The sequence below is a fragment of the Micromonospora sp. NPDC005161 genome, assembly GCF_053599855.1.
The window spans coordinates 109,913-134,713 of record NZ_JBSFYQ010000018.1; the positions used below are offsets into that span (position 1 = coordinate 109,913).

A 24,801-nucleotide genomic window follows, 5' to 3' on the forward strand; every position below is an offset into this window, starting at 1 on the left:
TGGGTCGGATCACGACATCGGCTCCCGGTCGACGCGACGGCGACGGCGCGTAACGGTGTGGCAGAACTTGTTACCACGAGCAATCCTGGCATCGCTGTAGGTGTCACGGCCATCAGCCGACACCGATGACCCGGGATGCCGATCGCTCTCAATTTCATGCACGTAGGTCTATTGACGTCTGCCCTGCTCACTCGCTAGTCCGTCGACACACGTCCCGTACGCCCGTACCGCCGTGCGAGACGGTGACCTGTCGTACCGCCCGGCTAGGGTCGCGGACCGTGACCGAACCTGGAGACGTCCCACCCGAGGTCCTCGACCGGCTGCGGCCGATCTGCCTCGGGCTGCCGGAGACGTACGAGGAGCCGGCGTGGGTGGGCACCCGCTGGCGGATCCGCAAGCGGACCTTCGCCCACGTGCTCACCGTCGATCCCGACCACCAGGCCGCCCATGCGCGCGCCGCGGACGTGGACCGCCCGACCTGCCTGCTGATCTTCCGCTCACCGCCCGACGAGATCGCCGGGCTGGTGGCCAGCGGGCATCCCTTCTACAAGCCGGAGTGGGGCCCGACCGTGCTCGGCATGGTCGTGGACGACGACACCGGCTGGGACGAGGTCGCCGAGCTGCTGACCGAGAGCTACTGCCTGCTCGCCCCGAAGCGTCTCGCGGCCCTGGTGGACCGACCGGCCCCGCCACCCGGCTGAGCGCCCCGCCGGGCGGGTGGCGGTCGGCGGCGACCCACGGGCCGCCGGTTTCGGGCGGCACGACCCGGGGATACCGCGCGCCGGGTGGTCGGCTCCCCCGGCCACCGGTTGGAGCCCACGACGCCGTCGGGCGAGTGAGGAGCGGTCCCGTGTCCACGCTGCCCACCGAGGAGGACCCTCGACTGACGCCGGTGCTCGCCGAGGACCGGGTGTGCACGGGCGTGACGACCCTGCGGGGGCGCATCTTTCTGAGCTACCCGTCGGCGGACGGGCCGGGCGTGCGGGTCGCCGAGGCACTGCCGGACGGCCGGCGCGACCCGTACCCGGATGCCGCGTGGAATCAGGCCGATCAGCCACCGGACGCCGCGTTCGTCACCGTCAACGGGCTGCGTGCCGGCCCGGACGGCCGGCTGTGGATCATCGACGCGGGCGCGCCGGGGATCGGCACCCGGCAGGTCCCGGGCGGGGCCCGGCTGATCGTGGTCGACCCGGACAGCGACCGGGTCGACCGGATCTACCACCTGGAGTCGGCGGTGCACCCCACCAGCTACGTCGACGACGTCCGGTTCCACGACGGCGTCGGTTACCTGACCGACGCCGGTTCGCCGGGCCTGATCGTGCTCGACCTCGACTCGGGGCGGGCCAGGCGGGTTCTGGACGGACATCCGAGCACCGTGGGCGGGCGCCTGGTGGCGGACGGCCGTCCCCTGCGCGACCCCGACGGCGGCGAGGTCCACGTGCACGCCGACCAGGTGGAGGTGTCCCCCGACGGCCGGTGGCTGTACTACCAACCGGCCTCCGGCGGGATGTCCCGCATCGGCACCCGGTGGTTGGACGACCCGTCGGTGTCCGCGGACGAACTGGGCCGGCGGGTCGAACGGTGGTTCGACACCCCGAGCACCGGCGGTACGGCGATCGACGCCGCCGGCACCATCTACCTCAGCGATGTGGAACGACGGCGCATCCTCGCCCTGGCGCCGGACCGCACCGTGCGCACACTCGTCGCCGACTCCCGGCTCGCCTGGGTGGACGCCATGTGGATCGACGCCGACGCCCAGCTCTGGCTGCCGGCCGCCCAGTTGCACCTGACCGCCGGGCTCAACGGCGGGCGCGCCGCCGTCGACTACCCGGTCCGGATCTACCGGATGCCGGTCGACGCCGGCCCGCCCGCACTGGACCACTGCTGAACGAACGAACGCTCGGCGGGTGCGGCGGCGATGTCGGAGGGCCCGGCTAGGGTCCGGTCCATGGCTGAATTCGTACTGGTGGCAGGGGCGTGGTTGGGGTCGTGGGCGTGGGACGAGGTGCTGCCGCCGCTGCGCGCGGCCGGCCACGGCACCCATCCGCTGACCCTCTCCGGCCTCGCCGAGAAGCAGGGTGTGCCGGCCGGGCAGCAGACCCACGTGCAGGACATCGTCGGTGAGATCGAGCGGCGCGACCTGCGCGACGTGATGCTGGTCGGGCACAGCTACTCGGGCATCCCGGTGGGTCAGGCCGCCGGGCGGATCGGCGACCGGCTGAGCCGGGTGGTCTTCGTCGACTCGGAGGTGCCGGTCGACGGCGGGTCGTTCGCGTCCGGCTGGTGGCAGGGCCCGGCGGCGCTGGAGTCGTTGCTCGCCGACAACGGCGGCTACTGGCCGCCGCTGAGCGCGGCCGAGCTCGACGGCCAGGGGCTCACCGACGAGCAGGTCGCCCGGTTGACCAAGGGCTTCACCCCGCACCCCGCCGCCACGCTGACCGAGCCGGCCGTGCTGACCCGCCCGCTCGGCGAGCTGCCGACCACGTACGTCAAGTGCCTGCTCGACGGGCCCGAGCCCAACGACACCGTGGCCGAACTGCTGACCAGCGAGCACTGGCGACTGGTCACGATGGCCACCGGCCACTGGCCGATGGTCTCCCAGCCCGCGGAGTTGGCCCGGTTGCTGCTGGCCCCCGCGGGCTGAGCTGCCCGGGGCCGCTCAGGCGATGGCGGCCCCTGGGCGTCGGGCGCTCCCCACCGGCGGTGCGGCGCCCGCCGCACGGCCGGTGGTCTGCCGGAGGGGTCAGGTCGCCGTATCGAGGCTGGCGATGTGGCGCACCGGCGACGCGAGCAGCCAGAAAACGGCGAGCGCGCCGCCCAGGCCGGCGACGACGAGCGTCGGCCGCAGCCCGATGGTCGTGCCCAGCGCGCCACCGACCAGCGCGCCGAGCGGCCGGATCCCGTAGTTGACCGCGCCGTACGCGCCGGCCCGGCGGCCCCGTGCGTCGTCGGGCGTGACCGCGGTGATGAGGGCGTTCAGGTTGACGTCCATGAGCATCACCCCGACGCTGGAGACCAGCTCGATGGCCGCCAGCGTGGCCACCTTCGCCCAGGTCGGCCCGGTCACCAGCGCGGTCAGCGCCAGCGGCGCGGGAAAGAGCACCGCGCCGATCATCGCGGTACGGCCCAATCCGATGGCGCGGGAGACCCGGGGCGCCAGTGCCGCGCCCGCGAGCCCGCCGATCGCGCCGGCGCCGAACGCGATGCCGATGGCGCCGGCGGACAGGTCGAGTTCGCGATTCGCGTACAGCACCAGCAACGCGGTGGCGATGAAGGAGAAGAAATTGACGGTGCTGGTGCAGCCGAGCGCGGCGCGCAGCACCGGGTGGCGCAGCACCAGCACGAGACCTTCGCGGACGGGGCCGAGAGTGGACGACCGCCGTGGCGGCGGAGGCGCCTCGGTCACCGGGATGCGGCCGATCAGCAGCGCGGACCCGAGGAACGACACCGCGTCGACGATGACGGCGACCGGCGCGCTCAGCGCCTGGACCAGTCCACCGCCGACGGCAGGGCCGGCCATGAAGGACACGGCGCGGCTCATGCTCAGTTTGCTGGTCGCGTCGACGTAGGCCGACGGCGGCACCAACGCGACGAAGAACGCCTGGCGCGCCATGGCGAACAGCACCGCCCCGGCGCCGGTCAGCAGCGCCACCAGGTAGAGCTGGGTGAGGGTGACCGCGTCGAAGAGGTAGGCCACCGGCAGGCTGAGCAGCACCGCCGCGCGGACCAGGTCGGCGATGATCAGGAGCCGGCGCTTGCGGGTGCGCTGGTCCACCCACGCGCCCAGGAACAGGCCCAGCAGGTTGGGCAGCCAGATCAGCGCGGTGAGGACACTGACCTGCGCAGGGGTCGCGGCGAGCAGGGAGACGGCGATCAGCGGCAGCGCCAGCTCGCTGATCCGGTCACCGAACTGGGAGATCGTCTCGCCGATCCAGAAGGTGCGGAACCGCCGGTCGCGGTGCAGGGCCGGCGGTGGCGCGGTGTCGACGGTGGTCACGACGTCGCCGGGTCGTCGCCGGGCTCGGGCAGCAGGTAGCGCAGCATCCGGACGACCTGCGCGCCGGCCGGTGACTCCTGCTCGTCCTTGCGCCGTACGTACGGGGCGAGCAGCTGCTCGATCGCGTCCTCCAGCTGCCGCAGCTCGTCGGGGGTTGCCACGAACCGGGTGTCGGCCACCCCGGCCAGCCCGCGCCACTCGGCGTCCAACCGGGGCTCGTCGTGCAGCAGCCACTGCTGCGGCGCGTCGGCTGCCCGGGCGAACATCTCGCCGCGCAGTTGACGGCCGGCGGCCTGCCCCTCGGCGTCGTCGGGCAGCGTGAAGCGGAAGCCCCGGGCGGCCGCCTGCCACCAGCGCTCCCGCTTGCTGGTGGCGCCCTCCCAGTCGGTGACCAGGCCGAACGTCGCGAGATGCCGGAGGTGCCAGCTGACCACCGACGGCGTCGCGCCGACGTGCGGCGAGAGCCCGGTGGCGGTCGCGGGGCCGTGCCGCTGGAGGCGGTCGAGGATGGCCAGCCGGACCGGGTGGGCCAGCGCGCGCAGCGCCTGCGGCTCGGTGACCTCGAAATCCCCGAACGGATTCTTGAGAGACATGTTTCGAAAGTAGTCTCTCAGATTGGTCGGGGCAACCCCCGGCCCAGCCGGATCGCCGCGGTCAGCTCACCCCCAGCCGGGCCAGCGGCTCGACCAGCTCGCGCTCCTCGTAGCTGAGGTGGGACAGCAGGGCGTCGGTCAGCAGGTTGACCGCCGCACGCAGCTCGGCCAACCCGTCCGGCGCCCCGACGTACGCGACCAGGGCCCGGTCCACGCCCTCCAGGACGTCGTGGATGACGTGGTGTTCCTGCTCCAGCCGGTCGATGACCGGGCGGAGCCGGGCGTCGGCCTGCCGCAGCCGCGGAAAGAGCGCCTGGTCCTCGATGGTGTGGTGGGTGGTGACGATGCGGCAGTAGGACTCGCAGTAGGCGCCGAGCGTCCACCGGTTCTGTCGCATCGTCATCGTGTTGATGTGCGACCGGGCCATGCCGGCGTCGATCTCACCGGCGGCGACCTGCTCGATCAGATCGTGGATCTGGGCCAGCTCGCCACGCAGGCCGTCGTGCACCTGCACCAGGTGCTGGCCGGTCGCCTGCTCCTGTGCGGTGTAGGTGCGCGTCGGGTCGGGCGCGGGCCCGCTCGGCCGGGCCGACTCGTCCCAGACGCGCTGGTCGCTGAGCCGCCGCCCGTCGTCGGGGGTCGGCACGACGGCGAACGCGCCGCCTGTCACGCGCGGCCGCGCCGGGGGCTCGACGACGGCCGCCGGCTCGGTGACCGGGGAACGCGCCGGCGCGGAGCCACGGTCGCGCTCGGCGGCGACCAGCTCGCGGACGGCGGGCGCCACCTCACCGGCGAACCGGCGCAGGTCGTCGGGGTCGTCGCTGCCGAGGATGAAGGCGCTGATGCCGTCGCTTAGCGCGAGCTCGGCCAGCTCCCGCGCCCACTGCTCGGTGGGCCCGTGCAGCGTGCCGCGCCCGGCGGAGGCGAACTGGCCGGAGATGTTGAGCAACCGGCGGACGTCCCCGGGCGAGCGGCCGGCCTGCCGCGCGGCGTCGTCGATGATCTCGTTGCCCTTGGCCAGATCACCGGGCTGGAGGTAGCCCAGCGACGGCAGCCACCCATCGGCCCGGCGGCCGGTGAGCTCGAGCATGCGCGGCTTGTACGCGCCCAGCCAGATCGGCACCGCGTGCGCGGGGGCCGGGCCCCGCTTGGCGCCGACGACCCGATGGAACTCGCCGTCGACCCGCACTCCTCCCCGCGCCTCGGCGTCCCAGAGCTGGCGGATGACGTCGATGGCCTCCTCGAGGGCCCGCACTCCCTGCCCGGGGGTCAGCCGTCGGCCGCCCATCGCCTCGATGGCCTCCCAGAACGCGCCCGCGCCGAGGCCGAGCTCGACCCGGCCGCCGCTGAGCAGGTCCAGGCTGGCGACGCTGCGGGCGAGCACGGCCGGCGGGCGTAGCGGCAGGTTGGTGACGTTCGCCGACAGGTGCACCCGACTGGTCCGCGCGGCCACGTAGCTCAGCAGCGTCCAGGTGTCGAGGAACCTCGGCTGGTACGGGTGGTCCTGGAAGGTGACCAGGTCCAGCCCGACCTGCTCGGCCAGGACTGCGAGGCCGACGGTGCGGTCCGGATCGTCGCTGCCCGGCGTGGTGAACGATCCGAACACCAGGTCGTGGCCGTAGTCGCCCATCTGCGGAGCCTCCGTTTCGCGCGACGCCTCGGTACGACGCGTCATGACCTCAACCTTATGCCATACAGAACATCTGTTGCCAACAAGGTCTGCGGTGCTGCGCTATTGTCGACGCATGACGGGTGCCAGTGACACGCGGGACCGGCCCGATCCGCTCGACGACGACCTGGGCTGGATGCTCGGGATCGTCTTCCGTGGCTACGTCCGGGCGGCCGAGCACGCGCTCGCCGACTTCCCCGGCGGCCCGCGCGGTTACCAGGTGCTCACCGCCGCGATCAACGGACCGGCCCGGAACCAGGGTGCGATCGCTGAGGAACTCGGCATCGACCGCACCGTGCTCACCTACCTGATCGACGACCTGGAACGCCCCGGGATCGTGGCCCGTCGGGCGGACCCGGCCGACCGGCGCAGCCGGCTGGTGGACGTCACCGCCGCCGGCCGCGCGGCGTGGGAGCAGCGGCGTCGGGCGCTGCGGCAGGTCGAGTCGCACCTTCTGGGGACGCTCACGCCGGCCGAGTCGGCGACGCTGCGGGCCCTGCTCCAGCGGGTCGCCTGCTCGGCCCAGGCGGTCGACCCGCTGCGCGACCTATGCGAGGTGGTCGCGCAGGTGCGGCCCGACCCGGCCGCCCCTGGCCCGAACCGGTCGGGGGCAGCGCCCGAGCCGGGCAGTCGGGCACCCGCCGCCCGGGCCCGCCGCCGCGGCACCGCCTGACATCCGGGCGAGTCGCCCGCCAGCCGCTGAAAGCGGCGCGGGTCCGCCAGCACCGCCCGACCGTCGTGCGTCGAGCCGTACCGGCGGACCCGCGATCCGCTGTCGCGCTGGTCAGCGCACGTGCACGAACACCGGGTTCGAGTAGAACCACAGGTCGTCCCACGGGCTCTCCAGCCCGTCGGCGAGCGGCTCGGCCTCGTCAGTACTGGTGCCGCGGACCCGCGCGTAGGTGTCGGTCTCGACGTTGCGCAGGGTGTGCCGGATGACGTAGTCCGCTCCCTGCCGGCGCCAGTCGCGCGGGCCGAAACGGGCCACCACCTTGGTGGTGGGGTTGGTGTCGGCGTCCAGGCTGGCGCTCGGCCCGGTGATCTGGCCGACGATCAGGTCGACCCGGCGGACCTCGGGCCGGTCACCGTTGGCGTTCTCGCCGTTCAGCGGACGGAACTTGATCTCGATGTCGACGTCGGTGCGGTTGCGACGGCTGACCGTGATGGTCTCGCCCACCTCGGCGGTCTTGCCCTGGGACTTGGCGGTGACGTCGAGGCTGCGGATCAGATCGCCGGTGGTGACCCAGATCCGGCCGTTGCGCAGGCCGTCCATGATGTCGCCGTAGTCCTGGCGGGCGTGCACGTAGGTCTTGCTGTACTCGCCCGGCCAGAAGTCCGAGCCGCCGCGCGTCCAGTGCACGTGCGAGTCCGAGGTCGCGGTGATCCACCAGCGTCGGCCCTCACCGAGCAGCGAGTCCCACAGCCCGCCGACCCGCGCGGTCATCTGGTCGAAGCCGCCGTAGGTGGGGTGGTTGCCGTACCCGCCCCGCGCGCCACCGTTGAGCGGACCGGCCTGGTGACCGGGTGCGCCCTCGAAGCCAATGTAGACGTCCGGCGCGGCGTTGTTGCCGTTGCGGAACTCGCGCGGGGTGTCCTGGCCGTAGACGCCGAGACCGGGCGCCGAGCGGGACGCGTGGTGGGCGATCACCAGCGGCTTGTGCGGCATGCCCCGCGCGACCTTGAGGAACTCCACCATCTTGGCCTCGGTGTCCCGGGCCGGGTCGGTGGGGAACGCGTCGTACTTGGCGAACCGGCTCTCCAGCTCGAAGAGCTGCTTCGCCTCGTCGTCGTGGCGCGGGATCATCAGCGTGTGATGGTCCAGCGAGGGCGCGTCGAACTCCATGCCCCAGAACTGGAGCACCTCGGGGACCAGCTTGCGCGAGCGCAGCAGGTCGGGGTACGCCTGTTCGATGTTCACCTTCGAGTGCGTCGGTCCACCGTGATCGGTGCACATCGCCCAGGTCAGACCGAAGTTCTTGGCCATGATGGCGTTGGTGACGATCGGGTAGACCGCGTCCGCGCCCTTGTGGAAGACGATCGGCGACTTCGTGGTGTCGAACTCACCGCTGTACTCCGAGTGGACGTGGTGGTCACCGGCGCGCCACGCCCGGGCCTTCGAGTCACCCCGGTCGTTCTTGTCATCGCCGGGCCGCCGCTCCTCGTCGGCCCAGGCCGCACCGCCGCCCACCAACGGGCTGGCCGCGGCCAGCGTCGCGCCGATGCCCGCGTACTTGACCAGCTTGCGCCGCGACAGCTGCGCGCGCTCGACCTCTTCGGGTTGCTTGTCCCTCACGTGCGAGCCTCTCCTCGATCAAGCGAATACTCTTTGATCAAGAAGCCTCGGAGAGGGCCGTTAACGGCGGTTGTACGGGATACGGGTCCACGATGAACACCCTGCCCAAACCCACTGAAGGCGCTGCCGTCAGCGGCGCGACGCTGCGGTCGGTCACCCGATGACAGCGTGGGGTGCCGGAAACGGGCCGGCCGGTCAGGGCACCTGCCGGGTGTCCCGCGTGGTCCGGGCCGCCGACGGGTCGGCCGGCGCGGTGACCACCCGTGGCGCGACGTCGACCGTGGGCAACCCGGCCCGACCGGCGAGCGGGAGGATCAGCTCGCTGCGGCCCAGGTCGACCCGGACGGTGGCGTCCCGGTCGTCGGTCTCGGTGAACTCCGGGTCGCTCTGGCCGAGCACCAGCCCGAGCACGTGGCCGGCGGGCAGCACCGCGTCGTACGCGTTCAGCGGCACGGTCACGGTGTACCAGCGGTCCGGCAGCAGCGGGGTGCGGAACCGCAGTGAACGGTGGTGGGCGGCGTCGAGCCAGCCCCGGGTCAGCACCGCGTGGTCGGAGACCCCGGTGATCTCCTCGGTGTCCCGGTAGCAGGCGTCGTCGGCGGTCGTGGAGGCTCCCCAGCAGGACTCGGTGCTCAGCGTCCGCACGCCCTCCGAGCTGTCGTAACGGATCCGCTCGGCGGTGCCGTAGTCGACCAGCCGGGCGGTCAGCTCGGTGGTCGGCCGGTCCACCCGGACCCGCAGCCGCACCGAAGGGCTGCCGGAGATCCGTACCGGCGCCGCGAGCGCTCCGGAGAGGAAGACCAACCGCCCGGACGTCGCGGTGTTCGGCTCGGCGACCAGCTCGGCCTCGGTCAGCGACTCGTCGACGTACGCCTGCTCGCGGCCCGGCCGGGCGCCGCGCCCGCCGAGGGTGCCGGTCACGCCGTCCCCGGCGCCGAGGGCGACCCGGACCGACCGGGTGCCGGGCGCCGGCCAGTCCCGCTGCGTCGTCCACGTTCCGGGCGCGGTCTCCAGGTCGACCCGCGGCTCGTCCATGACCCCGTTGTGCAGCCCCTGCAACCAGTAGTCGAACCAGCGGTGCAGGGAGTCGACCCACTCGGCGCGTCGGACGTCGAACGGGTCCTCGTGGCCGGCCTGGTAGAGCCAGAGCTTGCGGGGCACGCCCTGCTCGGCCAATTCCTGCCACCAGCGGGCGAACTGGTTGGTCGTGACGTTCAGGTCGTTGACGCCGTGCGCCACGAACACGCTGGTCCGGACGCGGCCCGCGGCGGGCCGGTAGTCGCGTTGCGCCCAGAAGCGGTTGTGGTCACCGGTTTCCTCGGCGCTGTCGGCGCGCAGCCGGGCCAGCACGTCCGCGCAGACCCCGTCGGTGCGGCCGTTGACGTAAAAGTGCAGGTAGCCGGGATAGTCGGCGGACCGCAGCACCCCCTGGTAGCGCATGTAGTCGTACCAGCTGGAGATCGCGGAGATCGGCACGATGGTCGCCAGCCCCGGGATGCGGCGCGTGGATGACATTCCATCGCATCGATACCGGTCTTGCCTAGGGCGCGTTTCTAATCCGGGCTCGGGGCAGCCAGCCCAGGAAGCGCAGCCGGGCCCCGGGCAACGGCAGCGTGGGCAGGTCCTGCGCGGCGGCGACGAGGCAGGAGCCGAGGTACACGGCGAGGGCGGCGCGCGCCCCACCGAACTCGGCGAGGAGTTGACTCTGCTTGGTGGCACAGGGCCAGTCGCGACCACAACCGGTGCAGGTCCAGGTCGGCGGGCAGGGCAGGTGTTCCGGCAGCTTCGGCCGGTACCGGCCCACGACGTTGTTGTCGGAGCGTACGTCGCGTCGCCCGGGCACCGGGCCGCCGTTGCGGTGCGTGGGCTGCCGGCCGGCGGGCAGGTAGCGCCGGACGGTGCCGAGGAGTGCGCCGACGCGGACCAGCGCGTCCGGCCCCACCTGGTGGGTCAGCAGCGCCGTCAGCAGGTGGTGCCCCAGCAGGTCCATGGAGTCGCGGTTCAGGCGCAGGTCGCGGCACAGGTCGACGAACTGGGGCGTCGTGAGCGGCACCCGGTCGTCGAGCGCCCGGCGCAGCACCTCGCGCAGCGCACTCCCGAGGCTCTGCAACGCGTCCGTCTCGCCCAGTGCCAGACTGTCCTCGCCCGCCACCCGCGCGAGCGTCTCGGCCACGGCGAACCGAACGACCCGGTCAGATTCGGTACTGTCCAATGGTCTCCCCCTACGTGGCCAGTCGCCCGGCATCCCCTACGACCCCCGGGGAATCATGAAAAGAATTCCGCCGGTGCAACCTGCATGGCTAGGCCAGTAGACGCAGGAACCCCGGACGCGGTAGCCGGAAAGCGAAGTCGACTCAACGGATCGGACGAGCGCGAGCGGAACACGGGCGGATTATCGTAGGGATTGAGTTCCCGTCATTGGCTATTCCGATAGCGGGAATCAAAAGATCAGCTCCGATCCACACTGGCTCGACCGACCGCCGCCGTCCCGCTCACAACGCTCCATTCACCCCGAGATCTCCCAACCCGAACACCCCCGCCGCCAGGTCCCGCCACCCGTCCGAACTGGACGGCGCGGGCGGGCACTGGCACCGCAACGGCTCCGCCGGCAGCAGCGTGCCGGGACGCGCCTCCGCGCAGGCACGTCCCGACCTCGCCGCCGGCCCTGGTTCGCCATTCGGCGGCACCATTCCGGACGGAGACAGCGGATGACGTCACCAGTGCAGACCCGAGGGTTCGACAGCCGAGATCCGTCGGCCATCCACCACTTCCTGGCCAGGACGTACAACACGGAACTACGAATGCGCGGCGGGGACGACGGAATCCGGCTCGTCCACAAACGTGTCGACGCCGGGCCGTTCGCCGTCGCGACCACCGGGCAGACGGCGTACCTCGACATCGAGGTGGGCGCCATCGACGGATTGGTGATCTGCGGCGCCCACACCGCCCGGGTCGACCGTACCTGTGATGGCACGGCCCACCGGTTCGCTCCCGGCGACGTCTTTCTCGCCACCCGGCCCGACCTGCCATACAGCGTGCGCTGGCACCCCGGCGAGGTGGAGATCTGTGTGCTGGACCTCGCGGTGCTCTCGCAGGTCGCCACCGCCGCGCCGGGCCGGCGACCCGGTCAGATCCGGTTCACCGACATCGGCCCGGCCTCGGCGACCCTCGCCCGACAGTGGCGCAACACCACCAGCTACGTCAGCGACGTCGTCCTGAACAACCCGATCGCCAGCGCGCAGCCGCTGGTGATCGGCAACGCCGCGCGAATGCTCGCCGCGTCGGCGCTCACCGTCTTTCCCAACACCGCGGTCACCGATCCGACCGTTCAGGACCGACGCGACGCCAACACCGCAACGTTGCGCCGGGCCATCGCCTTCATGGACGAGCACGCCGACCGGGACATCACGGCGGCCGACATCGCGGACGCCGCGGCGGTCTCCCTCCGGGCGGTGCAACTCGCCTTCCGCCGTCATCTCGACACCACCCCGATGGCGTACCTGCGGCAGGTCCGGCTCGATCGGGCCCACCACGACCTGCTCCTGGCCGACCCTCGCCGGGACACCGTGTCGGCGATCGCGAGCCGGTGGGGGTTCGCAAACCACAGCAGGTTCACCGCCCGGTACCACGCCAGTTACGGAGTACCGCCCCGCGAGACGCTCAACGCCTGACGGCCAGGCGGGCACCGTCACGGACGGCTCACGAGGCGCGTGGCAGCGCGAGCCACTCCTGCCAGGTGATGTCGCGGCCCAAATAGCGGGGCTGACGGAAGGGCCAGTCGGCCGCGATCCACCGCGGCACCAGCGCGTCGAGCGCGCGCTCCTCCTCGCCGCCGACAAGATCGTCCACCACCCACCAGGAGACCTCGCCGTCGGAGCCGGCGCGCTCGGGCGGGTCGATGTAGACGCAGCCCAGGATCGCCGTCTCCTCCTCGTCCAGCAGCGCGTAGTTGAACGACTCGTGCGCGGCTATCTCCTTCTCGTGCCGCAGCAGATCGATGCGGTCCTCTTCATAGGTCATCGTCGCCGGGGGCCAGGCCCAGGCCGGGCCGAAGATCTCCCACAGGCGCTCTTGGGAGCCCATCACGGCGGGGTAGTCGAGCGGGGTGTCCGCCTCGCGGATCGGCCGCAGGTGCAGCGCGGTGCCGGGCACGGGCACGTGGACGGGGTGGACGAACTCGTCAGGCAGCCAGCTCATGAGGGCTGAGGCTACAACCCGGCCGCCGCAGGATGATCAACGCGGCAGGTGTGCCGCGGAAGCGCTAGCCCCGGTCGCGCTCGTGGGCGTCGCGCGCGGTCTGCAGCTCGGGCACCGAGGCCTCCAGCAGGTTGGCGAGGCCGCGAAGCTGCTCCGCGACCCGGCTGCCGAGGGGCGTCAGCGAGTATTCGACACGCGGCGGGATCGCCGTGAGGACCTCGCGGGTGAGCATGCCGTCGCGTTCCAGGGTCTGCAGGGTCTGGGAGAGCATCCGCTCGCTGACCCCGTCGATGCGGCGGCGCAGCGCGTTGAACCGGTAGCGACCTTCACCGAGCGCGAGCAGGGCCAGCGACGCCCACTTCGAGGTGACGTCCTCGAAGGCCGCGCGGGAGGTGCAGCCCCGCGCGAAGACATCGCTGACGAGTTCCTGGGTAGGCCCCGCCGGGTCCCGGGCCGGCATGTCGCTCACCTCACCAGCCTACCCCACAGTTACGACTTAGCATGTGCTGTAGATTCGTAAGTGCTTACAGGTTTGCATCACCCTACCGGAGGTTGTCATGCCCACCTATGCCGTCACCGGCGCCACCGGCCGCCTGGGCCGCCTGGTGATCCAGCAGCTGCTCGACACCGGCGTATCCGCCGCCGAGATCGCCGCCATCGTCCGCACCCCGGAGAAGGCCGCTGACCTCGCCGCGCGTGGCGTCGAGATCCGTCGGGCCACCTACGACGACCCGTCGATGCTGCCCGGCGCCGTGGCCGGCGTACGCCGCCTGCTGCTGATCTCCGGTGACACGCCCGGTCAGCGCGTGCGCCAGCACACCGCGGTCATCGACGCGGCCAAGCTCGCCGGTGTCGAGCGCCTGATCTACACGAGCATCCTGCGCGCCGACACCACGACGAACCCGCTGGCGCCGGAGCACAAGGCCACCGAGGAGATCCTCGCCGCCTCGGGCCTCCCCCACACCGTGCTGCGGAACAGCTGGTACACCGAGAACTACACCGACCAGCTGCCGCAGTACCTGCGGACGGGCACGATCCTCGGTGCCACCGGTGGCAGCAAGGTCTCCGCCGCGACCCGGGCCGACTACGCGGCTGCCGCCGCCGCGGCGCTGACCCGCGAGGAGGAGGGCAACACCGTCTACGAGCTGGGCGGCACCGCCTTCACCTTCGACGAGCTGGCAGCGGCCGTCACCGAGGTCACCGGCACCACCGTCGTCCACCAGGACCTGTCGGCCACCGAGCTGGCCTCGGCCCTGGAGAACGTCGGGCTCGACGCCGGCACCGCCGGGTTCGTCGCCGCGCTCGACCGCTCGATCGCCATCGGTGAGCTGGTGACCGACAGCGACGATCTCAGCCGGCTGATCGGAAGGCCGAGCACCCCGCTGCACGACGCGATCCGGGCCGCGCAGGCCTGACCGTCGGCCGAGCCGACCGGCAAGCCGGGCGGGCGACGGGTGTCCGTACCCGCCGCCCGCCGGCGCGCTCCGCCCACACCGGACGGCAGGGCGTGGTCGATTACGCAGCGGGCTCGGCGAGGAGCAGACCGGTCAGCAGGCCGCGCAGAGCCCGCTCGAAAAGGTCTGTCCGGGGCGCTGGTGGCGAGGGCTGACCGAACGCCGCGACCAGGTGCGGGTACGCCGCGAGGTCGGTGCCGGCGAAGGTGAAGGACCCGGCCGTGGCCTCGCTGCGCGCGAAGAGGCTCACCACGCCGGTCACCATCGCGATCGCCTCGAACTTTGAGGTGACGGCGCAGCCGACGGGCTCCAGGATCCGGAGGCAGGTGTCGAACCAGGCCAGGCTCTCGGGGCCGATGCCGGACGGTCGGTGAATCACGTCGGTCAGCCACGGGTGGCGGCGGTGCAGCGCCAACTGCCGGCGGGCCAGCAGCAGCATCCCGTCCAGCCAGGCGCCCTCCGCCCGCGGGTACGGCCGCAACTCCCCCGCCACCCGATCGGTCATCAGGTCCAGCAAGTCGTCCCGGGACGACAGGTACCGGTAGAGCGACCCGGCCCCGGTGCCCAGCGCGGTGGCGACGGCCCGCATCGACACCGCCGCGAGTCCTTCCTTGTCCGCCAATGCGATGGCGGCCGCGACGATGGCGTCGCGACTGTGTGCCGGGGCGGGACCGCGGCTGCCGCGTTCGGGTCTGGCCCAGATCGGCTGCCGGTCGGAACCGCCGTCGCCGGCTCTCGTGGGTGCGTCGCTCACGGATCTACTGTAAACTGCAAACGTCGTTCGCAGTTCAATCACGGGAGGTGGGCTGGCGATGGAGCGGATCACGGCACGGGACGGCGCGAACATCGTGCTGCACTCGACGGGCAACGGGCCCGGGATCATCGTGGTGCACGGCGGCGGGATCACCATCGACATGTACCGACGGCTCGCCACGGCGCTCGCCGACCGGTTCACCGTGCACCTCTACAACCGGCGGGGGCGGGCGGACGCCCCGCCCAGGTCGACGCCATACACCTTCGAGCAGGACATCGACGACCTCGCCGTGGTGCTGGAGCACACCGGGTCCGGAAACGTCATCGGCCACAGCTCCGGCGGCTTCATCGCGCTCCAGGCGGCGCTCCGACTGCCGATCGACCGGCTCGCCGTATACGACGCCGCGGTCTCCATCGACGGCGGCTTCCCCACCGCGTGGCTCGACCCCGCACAGGAGGCGCTGCGGTCCGGCGACATCGCCCGGAGCCTCGCCATCACGGCCGCCGGCATCAATCCGCAGATGGCGGCGGCGAAACTCCCGTTCGGCGTACGGCTGGCCATCGTCCGCGCGTTCGTGCGTACGCCGATCGGGCGGACGATGGCCGACCTGCTGCCGATGACCCTGGACGAGTCAGCCCTGATCCGGGCGCACGACGGCCCGGCCAGCCGATGGGAAGGCGTCACCGCCGAGGTGCTGCTCGCCTGCGGCGCCGACAGCCCGCCCTACTACGTCGACCTCAACGAGGCCCTGGCCAGCGTGTTGCCCCGAGCCCGGACCCTGGTGATTCCCCGCAGCGGCCACGACGCCGTGAACCGGGCCCATCCGAGGTTCGTGGATCCGTTCGCCACGTTCTTCGGAGCCCCGGTCACTCCGGAACGGACCGGCCACCACTGACGCGCCGCGCGGTCACCCCACCCGCGGCCGAGCGGGAGACCGTCGGTCACGGGTCGGGCGCTTGGTTAGGGTGATGGACATGCCCGCACGCCGCCCGCACCGCCACGACGCCGGCCGGAGGTGGGCCCGACCGGCGGCCTCCGCACGCACCATCGGGCCGGGCTACTGGTGAGTGGCGCACGCGTACCCGTCCCGCGGGGTGAGCCGGCGGCGCCCGCGCCCGGCCGGTCCAGACTGGTCGACGCCTGCGGTCGGCTCGCCCGGTCGCGCCCCTTCGAGATCGGCATCGTCGCCGTCATCCTCGCCAACGGGATCGTCCTCGGCCTGGAGACGTACCGGGGCCTGACCGTGGCGGGCACCGTGCTGCACTGGCTGGAGTTGCTCTTCCGAGCCGTCTTCGTCGTCGAGATCGGCATTCGGCTGGCCGCCTACGGCCGTCGCCCGCAGGACTTCTTCCGGCACGGCTGGAACGTCTTCGACTTCGCCGTGATCGCGGCGATCTTCATTCCGGGCCTGCACGGCGATCCGGCGCTGCTGCGGGTGGTGCGGGTCGCCCGGATGGTCAGGTTGGTGCGTTTCTCCCCGGGCCTTCGTACCATCGTCTCCGCCCTGTGGCGCAGCCTGCCGGGCGTCGGTGGTTTCCTCGCGCTGGCCGTGGTGACGCTCTACGTGTACGGCATGGCCGGTTGGCTGATCTTCGGAAGCAGATTTCCCGACCAGTACGGCGACATCGGCCGGTCCCTGCTGACGTTGTTCGTGCTGCTCTCCCTGGAGACGTTGCCGGACCTCATCCAGCAGGGCATGACGATTTCGCCGTGGACGCTGCTCTACTACGTCAGCTACGTGGTCATCACGGTCAACCTGCTGCTCAACATCCTCATCGCGGTGATCGTCAACTCGATGGAGGAGGCACGCCGGCTGGAGATGACCGAACGCCTGGCCCCGGGGTACGACGAGGACGGCGACGGCGTACCGGACGAGGTGGACCGCATCGCGATCAGCCAACGGCTCGACGATCTGCGCGCGGTGATCGCCGAGTTGGAACGGGAGCTGCGGATCGACCGGGATGACGGGCACGGCCGGCCGCACCGCGAGGACGCCCGCGCCGGACGGTGAGCGGCCGCCCGACGCCGGTCATCCTCGCCGACAGGACCACGCGAGCGGTTCGCGCCCATGTCGGCCATCCGACGCCCTCGCCTCGCGATGCTCGACTGGGATAGCCTCGACGGCGGTGCCATCGGTCCGGCCGAAGGGGACATTCCCATGACAGCCAGTGTCGACAAAGCCCGCCCCAACACCGACCACCTGACGACGCTCGGCACGCTCATTGACGACGTGATCCGCCCTCAGGCCGCGCTCGTCGACCGGGACGGCACCTTCCCTCGACAGAGCGTGGACGCCCTCGCCGCGGCTGGCCTGCTCGGCCTGGCCTCCTCGACCGAGGTCGGTGGCGGCGGCCAGGGTCTGCGCACCGTCGCGGAGGTCATCGAACGACTGGCCGCCGAGTGCGGCTCCACGGCGATGGTCGTCCTCATGCACTACGCGGCGACCGCCGTCATCGAAGCGCACGGCCCGCGTGACGTCCGTGCGGCCATCGGCGCGGGTCAACACCTGACCTCCCTGGCGTTCTCCGAGTTCGGCTCACGCAGCCACTTCTGGTCGCCGACCGGCACCGCGACGACGGACGACGGCGCGGTCCGGCTCGACGCCCGCAAGAGCTGGGTCACCTCGGCGGGTGAGGCGGACAGCTACGTCTGGTCGAGCCTCCCGCTCGCTGCGGGAGCGGGTCCGATGACGCTGTGGCTCGTTCCCGCCGGCAGCGCCGGCCTCAGCATCGCCGGCGACTTCGATGGGCTCGGCCTGCGCGGCAACGGCTCCCGGCCGATGACCGCCGACGGGGTCCGCGTCCCCGCCAGCGCGATGCTGGCCGCCGACGGCGCCGGCCTCGACACCGCGCTCGGCGCGGTCCTCCCCTGGTTCCTGGTGCTGAACGCCGCGTTCTGCCTCGGCCTCGCGGACAGCGCCGTCGCCGAAGCGGGCCGGCATCTCACGGGCACCACCCTCGCGCACACCGGCGCGGCCCTTCGCGACGCACCGGTCACCCGGCGCGGCTACGCCCAGCTGAAGATCCGCACCGACGCCCTGCGCGCCTTCCTCGGCGACACCCTGACCGCGCTGGAGACCGGCCGGGAGGACGCGACGCTGCGGGTGTTGCAGGTCAAGGCGCTCGCCGGCGAGACGGCCGCCGAGGTGACCGACGGCGCGATGCAGCTCTGCGGCGGCAGCGCCTTCCGCAAGGAGTTGGGCCTCGAACGCCGATTCCGCGACTCCCGCGCGGCCCGGGTGATGGCACCCACCACCGACGCCCTGCACGACTTCGTCGGCCGAGTCGCCACCGGGCTGCCGCTGCTCGACGAGGTCAACCGCTGATGGCGGCACCCACTGTCCTGATGGGCGCGGTCGCGTACGACCCCAAGGTGGTGACCATCTGGGAGGGCTTCCGCGCCTGGTTGCGAGGGCGTGGCCTGGACTTCGACTTCGTCCTCTACTCGCACTACGAGCGGCAGGTCGACGATCTCGTAGCCGGGCGGATCGACGCGGCGTGGAACTCACCGCTCGCCTGGCTGCGGGCCGAACGGTTGGCGGCGGCCAGCGGCGGCACTGTGAGCGCCCTCACCATGCGCGACACCGACCGGGACCTCACCTCGGTCGTGGTGGTGCGCGCCGACTCACCCGTCCGACAGGTCGAGGACGTGTCCGGCTCGCTCGTCGCCGTCGGCGCGATGGACAGTCCACGGGCGACGCTGATCCCGCTCGGGCACCTCGCGGCCGCCGGGGTCGAGGTCGACGTGCGCCGGTTCGACGTCGGCGTCGGGTTGCACGGCGATCACATCGGCGGTGAGCGCGACGCCGCCCGGGCCCTCGTGGCCAAGGAGGTGGACGCCGCCTGCATGATCGACGCCAACCATCTGGCGTTCGTCCGGGAGGGCACGCTCCCGCCCGATGGCACCCGGATCGTCGCGCAGACCGCACGATACGACCACTGCAACATGACGGTGCGCGATCCGGAGTCCGCCGGGGTCCGGCTCTTCGGCACGCTGCTGCGTGGCATGTCCTACGCCGACCCGGAGGTACGCCCGTTGCTCGACCTCGAAGGGCTGACCGCCTGGGAGGACGGCCGCACCACGGGGTACGACGCCCTCGCCCGGGCGGTCGACGCCAGCGGGTTCTACGCGGCCGACGGGCGGGTGACCGCCGCGGACTACCGGCCGTGAGCGGCGCGCCGGCGGCCGACGCCGAGATCCACCTCGGGGGTCTGGGCTTCGACCGGGGCGCGCACCTGCTGGTGCAACGCGCACTCGCCTCGCTACCGCCCGGCGGCCGGCTGGCGGTCTCCGGCCTCGACCCCGCCCTGCCGGTGCACCTGCCCGCCTGGTGCCGGAGCCGGGGTCACCGGCTCGAATGGCCGGATCCGGCCGACCGGAGCGAACTGGTCGCGGTGGTCGTCCGCGGCACGGCGGACGACGCCCGCTGGTTCGGCGCGGAGCGGGCCGGGCCCGCCCTGCCCTCGGCGCTCAGCAGGCACCCGCCGCCACGGTGGGGGCTCGGCGCCCGCGGTGCGCTGCTGGAATCCGGCGGCCCCGAGGCCCGGTTCGACCTGGACGACCGCGATCTGGTGTGGGCCGACGTCGCCCCCAAGCTGTACGCGCAGGCGGCGGCGCGGCAGTGGGACCCGGAGACCGCGGTGCCGTGGGACGACGCGTTCGCGCTGCCGGCCGACGTCGAGGCGGCGGTGGTGCAGGTGATGACCTACCTTGTCGAGAACGAGCAGGCCGCGCTCGTCGTGCCGGCACGGTTCGTCGGGCGGATACATCCGCACTTCCGTGAGGTGATGCAGCTCCTCGCGGTGCAGATGGCCGACGAGGCCCGGCACATGGAGGTGTTCGGCCGGCGAGCGTTGCTCCGGGGCGCCGAGCTGGGCACGTCGTCGGCCGGCGGTCGGCAGTCGCTCTTCACACTCGTCGCCGAGTCCGACTTCGCGTTGGCCTCGTTCCTGCTCTCCGTACTCGGGGAGGGCAGCTTCGTCGACCTGCTCTCGTTCCTGGAGCAGAACGCACCGGACCCGGTGACCCGTCGCGTCTGCTGGCTGGCGATGCAGGACGAGCGACGGCACGTGGTGTTCGGCATGGCACACCTCGAGCACCAGGCGACCGTGGACCCCCTGCTGCGGGACCGGCTCCGCGCGGCCATCCACCGCCGCCACGACGCGCTCGTCGACACCGCGGGGCTCAACGCGGACGTGTTCGACGCGCTGGTGGTCCTCGCGGCCGGTGGCTGGCACCTCGACGACGTGTCCGCCGGCTTCGAGCGGGTGCAGAAGCTGCAGCACGTGATGGATCAGGGCCGGCAGCGCCGGCTGGTACGGCTGGGCTTCCGGCCCGACGAGGCGGCGGCGCTCTCCGCCCTGCACACCCGCAACTTCATGTAGCGGGACAGCCACCGCCCAGGCGTCCGCCCGGCCGACCTGGGCCACCCGCAGTACGGTTGAGCGGCCATGAACAGGGATTTCAGCTCGATCCGCGCGGAACTGCTCCACCTACGAGACCAGAGCCGGGCCCAGGCCGAAGCGTTGGACAGCGATCTGCGGAGCCTCTTCGAGGCCTCCCGGTCGTCCAACGCCGACGATGAGCACGACCCCGAGGGCAGCACCATTGCGTTCGAACGGGCCCAGCTCACCGCCGTCCTGGACGCGACGCGCCGACGCCTCTCCGAACTCGACGTCGCTCTGCGACGGGTCGAGGCCGGCACCTACGGCGTGTGTGAACGATGCTCCCGCCCGATTCCCGCCGAACGACTCGCCGCCCGCCCCTCAGCGAGCAGGTGTGTCGGCTGCGCCAGCCGGACCTGACGCACCGCCGGGGGGCGACGACCGGCCCCCGTCGCCCCCGGCGGTGTTCTAGAAGTCGTCGTCGAACGCGACGGTGCCGCTGACCCCGACCTGGTACGCCGACACCCGCCGCTCGAAGAAGTTGGACAGCTCCTGCACGTCCTGCAACTCCATGAAGGCGAAGGGGTTGGCCGACCCGTAGTGCGGCGCGATCCCGAGCTGGGCCAGACGCCGGTCGGCGACGTGCTGGAGGTACTCCCGCATGTCGGCCAGCGTCAGGCCGGGCACCCCGTGGCCGAGCAGGTCCTCGGCGAACTGGACCTCGCACTCGACGGCCTCGGTGAGCATCTGGCGGACCTGCCCGGCGAGGTCGCCGTCGAACAGGTCGGGTTCCTCGCCGCGCACGGTGTCGACGACGTCGAACGCGAAGGCCATGTGCATGGACTCGTCCCGGAACACCCAGTTGGTGCCGGAGGCGAGACCGTGGAGCAGGCCGCGAGAGCGCAGGAAATAGACGTACGCGAACGCGCCGTAGAAGAACAGTCCTTCGATGCAGGCGGCGAAGCAGATCAGGTTGAGCAGGAACCTCCGCCGGTCCTCGCGCGAACGCAGCTCGCGGAGTTCGCTCAGCGAGTCGATCCAGCGGAAGCAGAAGTCGGCCTTACGGCGGATCGAGGGGATGTTCTCGATGGCGGCGAAGGCGGCGAACCGCTCGCTCTCGTCGGGCACGTACGTGTCGAGCAGGTTTAGATAGAACTGGACGTGCACCGCCTCCTCGAACAGCTGCCGGGACAGGTAGAGGCGACCCTCCGGGCTGTTGACGTGCTGGTAGAGGTTGAGCACGAGGTTGTTGGCGACGATGGTGTCGCCGGTGGCGAAGAACGCGACCAGCCGGCTGACCAGGTGCCGCTCCGCGGGGGAGAGCTTGTCGAGGTCGGCGAGGTCGGCGTGCAGGTCGACCTCCTCGACCGTCCAGGTGTTGCGGATGGCGTCGCGGAACCGGTCGAAGAAGTGCGGGTAGCGCATCGGGCGGAGGGTGAGGTCCATCCCGGGGTCGAGCAGCATGTGCGTGGTCCTCGTGTCGGTGGTGGTGTCGGCGGCGGTCACTGGCAGGCCTCGCACGACTCGGGGTTCTCCAGGGAGCAGGCCAGCGCCTCCGGGTCGGTCGCCACGGGTACGGCGAGGGCGACGGTGGCGGGTGCGACGGTGGCCTGCTGGATCCGGGTGGCCGGGCGGGACCGCAGGTAGTAGGTCGTCTTCAGCCCGGCCTTCCAGGCGTACAGGTACATCGAGGAGAGCTTGCCGATGGTCGGCGAGGCCAGGAACAGGTTCAGCGACTGCGACTGGTCGATGAACGGCGCGCGAGCCGCGGCCAGGTCGATCAGCGCCCGCTGCGGCAGCTCCCACGCGGTGCGGAACAACTCCCGCACGGCGGCCGGTAGCTCCGCGATGTCCTGCACCGACCCCTCGGCGCGCTTGATCGCCGACCGGACGGGCTCGGTCCACAGGCCACGGGACTTCAGCTCGCGTACCAGAGCGGTGTTGACCTGGAGAAACTCCCCCGACAGGGTCTCGCGCTTGAACAGGTTGGACACCTGCGGCTCGACGCACTCGTAACAACCGGCGATCGAGGCGATGGTCGCGGTCGGGGCGACCGCCACCAGCAGTGAGTTGCGCAGCCCGTACGCCTCGACCCGCTCCCGCAACGCGGTCCACCGGTCGGTCTGCGTCCCCTGGACGCCCCACAGGTCGGGCTGCAACTGCCCCCGCGCCGCCCGCGTCTGCCCGTACGCCGGGTGCGCGCCGAAGCGCCGCGCCAGATCGGCGGAGGTCTCCAGGGCGGTCAGGTACAACTCCTCGCTGACCCGGGTGGACAACTCCCGCGCGGCCGGCGAGTCGAACGGCAACCGCAGCGCGAAGAACACGTCCTGCAGGCCCATCAGCCCGAGCCCGACCGGCCGCCAGCGGGGGTTGCTCGCCGCCGCCTGCGCGGTCGGGTAGTAGTTGATGTCGATGACCCGGTCGAGGAACGTGACCGCGGTACGGACCGTGGCGCGCAGTCGCTGCCAGTCGATGACGCCGTCGGTGACGTGGGCGGCGAGGTTCACCGAGCCGAGGTTGCACACCGCGGTCTCGGCGTCGCTGGACACCTCGATGATCTCGGTGCAGAGGTTGGACAGGTGCACCACGTTGCCCGGTTCGGCGGTCTGGTTGCACAGCCGGTTGGCGGCGTCCTTGAAGGTCATCCACCCGTTGCCGGTCTGCGCCAGGGTGCGCATCATCTTCCCGTACAGCTCCCGCGCCGGGACCTGCCGCACGTAGCGGCCCTGCGCCTCGGCCTCCCGGTACGCGACGTCGAACCGCTCGCCCCACAGGTCGGGCAGTTCCGGCACCTCGTTCGGGTCGAACAGCGACCACACCTCGTCGGCCTCGACCCGGCGCATGAACTCGTCGGGGATCCAGTTGGCCAGGTTGAGGTTGTGGGTGCGCCGGGCGTCCTCGCCGGTGTTGTCCCGCAGTTGCAGGAACTCCTCGATGTCCGGGTGCCACGGCTCCAGGTAGACACACGCCGCGCCCTTGCGCCGGCCGCCCTGGTTGACCGCGGCGACGCTCGCGTCCAGCGTGCGCAGCCACGGCACGATCCCATTGGACTGCCCGTTCGTGCCGCGGATCAGCGCGCCCCGGGACCGGACCCGGGAGTACGCGATGCCGATGCCGCCGGCGAACTTGGACAGGTTGGCGACCTGCGCGTACCGCTGGTAGATCGAGTCCAGCTCGTCGCGCGGGGAGTCGACCAGGTAGCAGGAGGACATCTGGGTGTGCCGGGTGCCGGAGTTGAACAGCGTCGGCGAACTGGGCAGGTAGGCCAGGCTGGACATCAGCCGGTAGAAGTCGACCGCCTCGTCCGGCGTACGGGACAGCCCGCAGGCCACCCGCAGCAGCCAGTACTGCGGCGTCTCCAGCACCAGCCGGCTGGTCGGGTGGCGCAGCAGGTACCGGTCGTACACCGTGCGCAGGCCGAAGTACTCGAACCGCAGGTCGCCGTCCGGGTCGACGGCGTCGTCGAGCGTCCGGCCGTGCGCGGCGACGAAGGCGGCGGTCTCGTCTCCGATCAGTCCCTCGGCATGGCCCATCCGGATCGCCGTGCTGAACGAGGTGATGCCCTGCCGGTGCACCTCCTTGTCGACGTAGCCGGCCAGAAGCCGGGCGGCCAGCCGCGAGTACTGCGGCTCCTCGCCGATCATCTCGGCCGCGGTCTGGATGGACAGCCGGTCCAGCTCCGCGGTGGTCGCGCCGTCGTAGAGGCCGCTGATCGTCCGGGTCGCCACCCGCAGCGGGTCGACGTCGGTCAGGTCGTCGGTCCACCGCTCGACCGCGCGGACGATCTTGTTGACGTCCACCGGTTCGCTGGCGCCGTCGCGCTTGCGGACGTGCATCTGCGTCCGCCGCCGGCCCGGCAGGTCGGTGTCGCCGCCGGTCGGGACCACCTGGGTGACTGTCACCACTCACTCCTCGCGAGTTCGAGACCTGATGGCCCTCGGACGCGAGGAGACAGACACCGGCGGACGCCACGCCGGGCGTGGGTCAGGGGGCGTCGGCCGTCCCACGCGGCGTCGGGCCGCCGCCCACCCGGGTGCGGGTGCACGGCGCGCTGGCAGGTCTTCGGACTCGTGGGCACGACCGGGCTCGCCGGTCTCCTACTGGCCGTCGCTTCCCAGGCCGCTTGGCGGCCCAGTGCTGATGACGGCGGTCGTTCCCACTCACCGCTGCGGGGCAGTCCCGGAATTCCACCGGGTTCCCTCTTGCCTCGACCACTGCAGACGAGCGGCCGAACCAGCTGCGTCGACACCATATATAGGGACGACGCCGTTGTCACACCCCACATCTCGGGTATCGGCGTGTCGGCGGTCGAGTCAGTGACGACGGTCACCGGCCCGGACGCCCCCGCCGGGCGGGGTCATGGTATGAAGGCCATCGCGCGGAATGCGGCAGATCCGTGCACCCGTTCATGGCTCCGCTGTCAGAGGCTCGTCCCGATCTCACGGTCTGTTCGGGCACCC

23 protein-coding genes and 1 riboswitch are annotated in these 24,801 nt (G+C 71.9%); of the genes, 12 read left to right on the plus strand and 11 right to left on the minus strand.

All coding sequences use genetic code 11. The annotated features are described in order from the left end of the window. Nucleotides 1-278: 278 nt before the first annotated feature. From ACWD5O_RS19055 to ACWD5O_RS19065, 3 genes are all read left to right on the plus strand, one after another. On the plus strand, nucleotides 279-701 hold the full coding sequence (locus ACWD5O_RS19055) for an MmcQ/YjbR family DNA-binding protein (protein ID WP_387326608.1): 423 nt from the start codon (nucleotides 279-281) through the stop codon (nucleotides 699-701). Between the two features lie 149 nt (nucleotides 702-850). Further along, complete coding sequence (locus ACWD5O_RS19060; protein WP_354966730.1) at nucleotides 851-1,888, plus strand: L-dopachrome tautomerase-related protein; 1,038 nt, start codon at nucleotides 851-853, stop codon at nucleotides 1,886-1,888. Between the two features lie 60 nt (nucleotides 1,889-1,948). Next, the gene (locus ACWD5O_RS19065) at nucleotides 1,949-2,644 is read left to right on the plus strand and encodes an alpha/beta fold hydrolase (protein ID WP_450086073.1); all 696 of its coding nucleotides are present in this window, start codon (nucleotides 1,949-1,951) and stop codon (nucleotides 2,642-2,644) included. A 99-nt stretch (nucleotides 2,645-2,743) separates the two neighbouring features. On the opposite strand, the gene ACWD5O_RS19070 is transcribed toward ACWD5O_RS19065, so the two are convergent. The 3 genes from ACWD5O_RS19070 to ACWD5O_RS19080 form a co-directional block, all read right to left on the minus strand. Continuing rightward, entirely contained in the window at nucleotides 2,744-3,997 is a 1,254-nt protein-coding gene (locus ACWD5O_RS19070) for an MFS transporter (RefSeq protein ID WP_450086074.1), read from the minus strand. Then, nucleotides 3,994-4,590 (minus strand): ArsR/SmtB family transcription factor, encoded by a 597-nt coding sequence (locus ACWD5O_RS19075; protein WP_354966733.1) that lies wholly within the window; start codon nucleotides 4,588-4,590, stop codon nucleotides 3,994-3,996. Before ACWD5O_RS19075 ends, ACWD5O_RS19070 begins: the two co-directional genes overlap by 4 nt. A 61-nt stretch (nucleotides 4,591-4,651) precedes the next feature. Beyond that, entirely contained in the window at nucleotides 4,652-6,265 is a 1,614-nt protein-coding gene (locus ACWD5O_RS19080; protein WP_354966734.1) for an LLM class flavin-dependent oxidoreductase, read from the minus strand. 70 nt (nucleotides 6,266-6,335) lie between these two features. On the opposite strand from ACWD5O_RS19080, the gene ACWD5O_RS19085 reads away from it, so the two are divergent. Continuing rightward, nucleotides 6,336-6,932, plus strand: coding sequence for a MarR family winged helix-turn-helix transcriptional regulator (locus ACWD5O_RS19085; RefSeq protein ID WP_450086075.1), 597 nt, complete (start codon nucleotides 6,336-6,338; stop codon nucleotides 6,930-6,932). Between the two features lie 111 nt (nucleotides 6,933-7,043). Here ACWD5O_RS19085 and ACWD5O_RS19090 read toward each other — a convergent pair whose 3' ends face one another. The 3 genes from ACWD5O_RS19090 to ACWD5O_RS19100 all read right to left on the minus strand — a co-directional run bounded on the left by ACWD5O_RS19090 (nucleotide 7,044) and on the right by ACWD5O_RS19100 (nucleotide 10,764). After that, a complete protein-coding gene (locus tag ACWD5O_RS19090; protein WP_354966736.1) occupies nucleotides 7,044-8,552 on the minus strand; it encodes a CehA/McbA family metallohydrolase domain-containing protein in 1,509 nt (502 codons plus the stop codon). Between the two features lie 195 nt (nucleotides 8,553-8,747). After that, nucleotides 8,748-10,067 carry a CocE/NonD family hydrolase C-terminal non-catalytic domain-containing protein gene (locus ACWD5O_RS19095; RefSeq protein WP_450086076.1) on the minus strand — a complete coding sequence of 440 codons (1,320 nt, stop codon included), beginning with the start codon at nucleotides 10,065-10,067 and terminating at the stop codon, nucleotides 8,748-8,750. Nucleotides 10,068-10,092: 25 nt separating this feature from the next. Beyond that, on the minus strand, nucleotides 10,093-10,764 hold the full coding sequence (locus tag ACWD5O_RS19100) for a hypothetical protein (protein ID WP_450086077.1): 672 nt from the start codon (nucleotides 10,762-10,764) through the stop codon (nucleotides 10,093-10,095). A 496-nt stretch (nucleotides 10,765-11,260) separates the two neighbouring features. Between ACWD5O_RS19100 and ACWD5O_RS19105 the strand changes: the two genes are divergently transcribed. Then, on the plus strand, nucleotides 11,261-12,223 hold the full coding sequence (locus ACWD5O_RS19105; RefSeq protein ID WP_450086078.1) for a helix-turn-helix domain-containing protein: 963 nt from the start codon (nucleotides 11,261-11,263) through the stop codon (nucleotides 12,221-12,223). Nucleotides 12,224-12,251: 28 nt separating this feature from the next. Here ACWD5O_RS19105 and ACWD5O_RS19110 read toward each other — a convergent pair whose 3' ends face one another. After that, entirely contained in the window at nucleotides 12,252-12,749 is a 498-nt protein-coding gene (locus tag ACWD5O_RS19110) for a GNAT family N-acetyltransferase (RefSeq protein WP_354966740.1), read from the minus strand. Between the two features lie 64 nt (nucleotides 12,750-12,813). After that, entirely contained in the window at nucleotides 12,814-13,209 is a 396-nt protein-coding gene (locus tag ACWD5O_RS19115) for a winged helix-turn-helix transcriptional regulator (RefSeq protein ID WP_354966759.1), read from the minus strand. A 97-nt stretch (nucleotides 13,210-13,306) separates the two neighbouring features. On the opposite strand from ACWD5O_RS19115, the gene ACWD5O_RS19120 reads away from it, so the two are divergent. Continuing rightward, nucleotides 13,307-14,164, plus strand: a complete 858-nt coding sequence (locus ACWD5O_RS19120) for an NAD(P)H-binding protein (RefSeq protein ID WP_450005063.1) — start codon at nucleotides 13,307-13,309, stop codon at nucleotides 14,162-14,164. Nucleotides 14,165-14,264: 100 nt separating this feature from the next. On the opposite strand, the gene ACWD5O_RS19125 is transcribed toward ACWD5O_RS19120, so the two are convergent. Then, nucleotides 14,265-14,957, minus strand: a complete 693-nt coding sequence (locus tag ACWD5O_RS19125; RefSeq protein WP_450086079.1) for a TetR/AcrR family transcriptional regulator — start codon at nucleotides 14,955-14,957, stop codon at nucleotides 14,265-14,267. A gap of 58 nt (nucleotides 14,958-15,015) precedes the next feature. Here ACWD5O_RS19125 and ACWD5O_RS19130 point away from each other — a divergent pair, with 58 nt between their 5' ends. The 6 genes from ACWD5O_RS19130 (at nucleotide 15,016) to ACWD5O_RS19155 (ending at nucleotide 20,761) form a co-directional block, all read left to right on the plus strand. Then, nucleotides 15,016-15,852, plus strand: a complete 837-nt coding sequence (locus tag ACWD5O_RS19130; protein WP_354966743.1) for an alpha/beta fold hydrolase — start codon at nucleotides 15,016-15,018, stop codon at nucleotides 15,850-15,852. Between the two features lie 168 nt (nucleotides 15,853-16,020). Further along, nucleotides 16,021-16,968, plus strand: a complete 948-nt coding sequence (locus ACWD5O_RS19135; RefSeq protein WP_354966744.1) for an ion transporter — start codon at nucleotides 16,021-16,023, stop codon at nucleotides 16,966-16,968. Nucleotides 16,969-17,115: 147 nt separating this feature from the next. Further along, nucleotides 17,116-18,282, plus strand: coding sequence for an acyl-CoA dehydrogenase family protein (locus tag ACWD5O_RS19140; protein WP_450086080.1), 1,167 nt, complete (start codon nucleotides 17,116-17,118; stop codon nucleotides 18,280-18,282). Continuing rightward, the gene (locus ACWD5O_RS19145; protein WP_450086081.1) at nucleotides 18,282-19,127 is read left to right on the plus strand and encodes a phosphate/phosphite/phosphonate ABC transporter substrate-binding protein; all 846 of its coding nucleotides are present in this window, start codon (nucleotides 18,282-18,284) and stop codon (nucleotides 19,125-19,127) included. The genes ACWD5O_RS19140 and ACWD5O_RS19145 overlap by 1 nt, the downstream gene beginning before the upstream one ends. Next, a complete protein-coding gene (locus tag ACWD5O_RS19150; protein ID WP_450086082.1) occupies nucleotides 19,124-20,341 on the plus strand; it encodes a ferritin-like domain-containing protein in 1,218 nt (405 codons plus the stop codon). The genes ACWD5O_RS19145 and ACWD5O_RS19150 overlap by 4 nt, the downstream gene beginning before the upstream one ends. A gap of 66 nt (nucleotides 20,342-20,407) precedes the next feature. Continuing rightward, complete coding sequence (locus ACWD5O_RS19155) at nucleotides 20,408-20,761, plus strand: TraR/DksA family transcriptional regulator (protein ID WP_354966748.1); 354 nt, start codon at nucleotides 20,408-20,410, stop codon at nucleotides 20,759-20,761. 48 nt (nucleotides 20,762-20,809) lie between these two features. Here the strand turns inward: ACWD5O_RS19155 and ACWD5O_RS19160 are convergent, their stop codons facing one another. Both ACWD5O_RS19160 and ACWD5O_RS19165 read right to left on the minus strand, forming a co-directional pair. After that, complete coding sequence (locus ACWD5O_RS19160) at nucleotides 20,810-21,805, minus strand: ribonucleotide-diphosphate reductase subunit beta (protein WP_354966760.1); 996 nt, start codon at nucleotides 21,803-21,805, stop codon at nucleotides 20,810-20,812. 38 nt (nucleotides 21,806-21,843) lie between these two features. After that, nucleotides 21,844-24,177, minus strand: a complete 2,334-nt coding sequence (locus tag ACWD5O_RS19165; RefSeq protein WP_354966761.1) for a ribonucleoside-diphosphate reductase subunit alpha — start codon at nucleotides 24,175-24,177, stop codon at nucleotides 21,844-21,846. A 201-nt stretch (nucleotides 24,178-24,378) separates the two neighbouring features. Then, nucleotides 24,379-24,594: riboswitch (cobalamin riboswitch) on the minus strand. Nucleotides 24,595-24,801 lie beyond the last annotated feature (207 nt).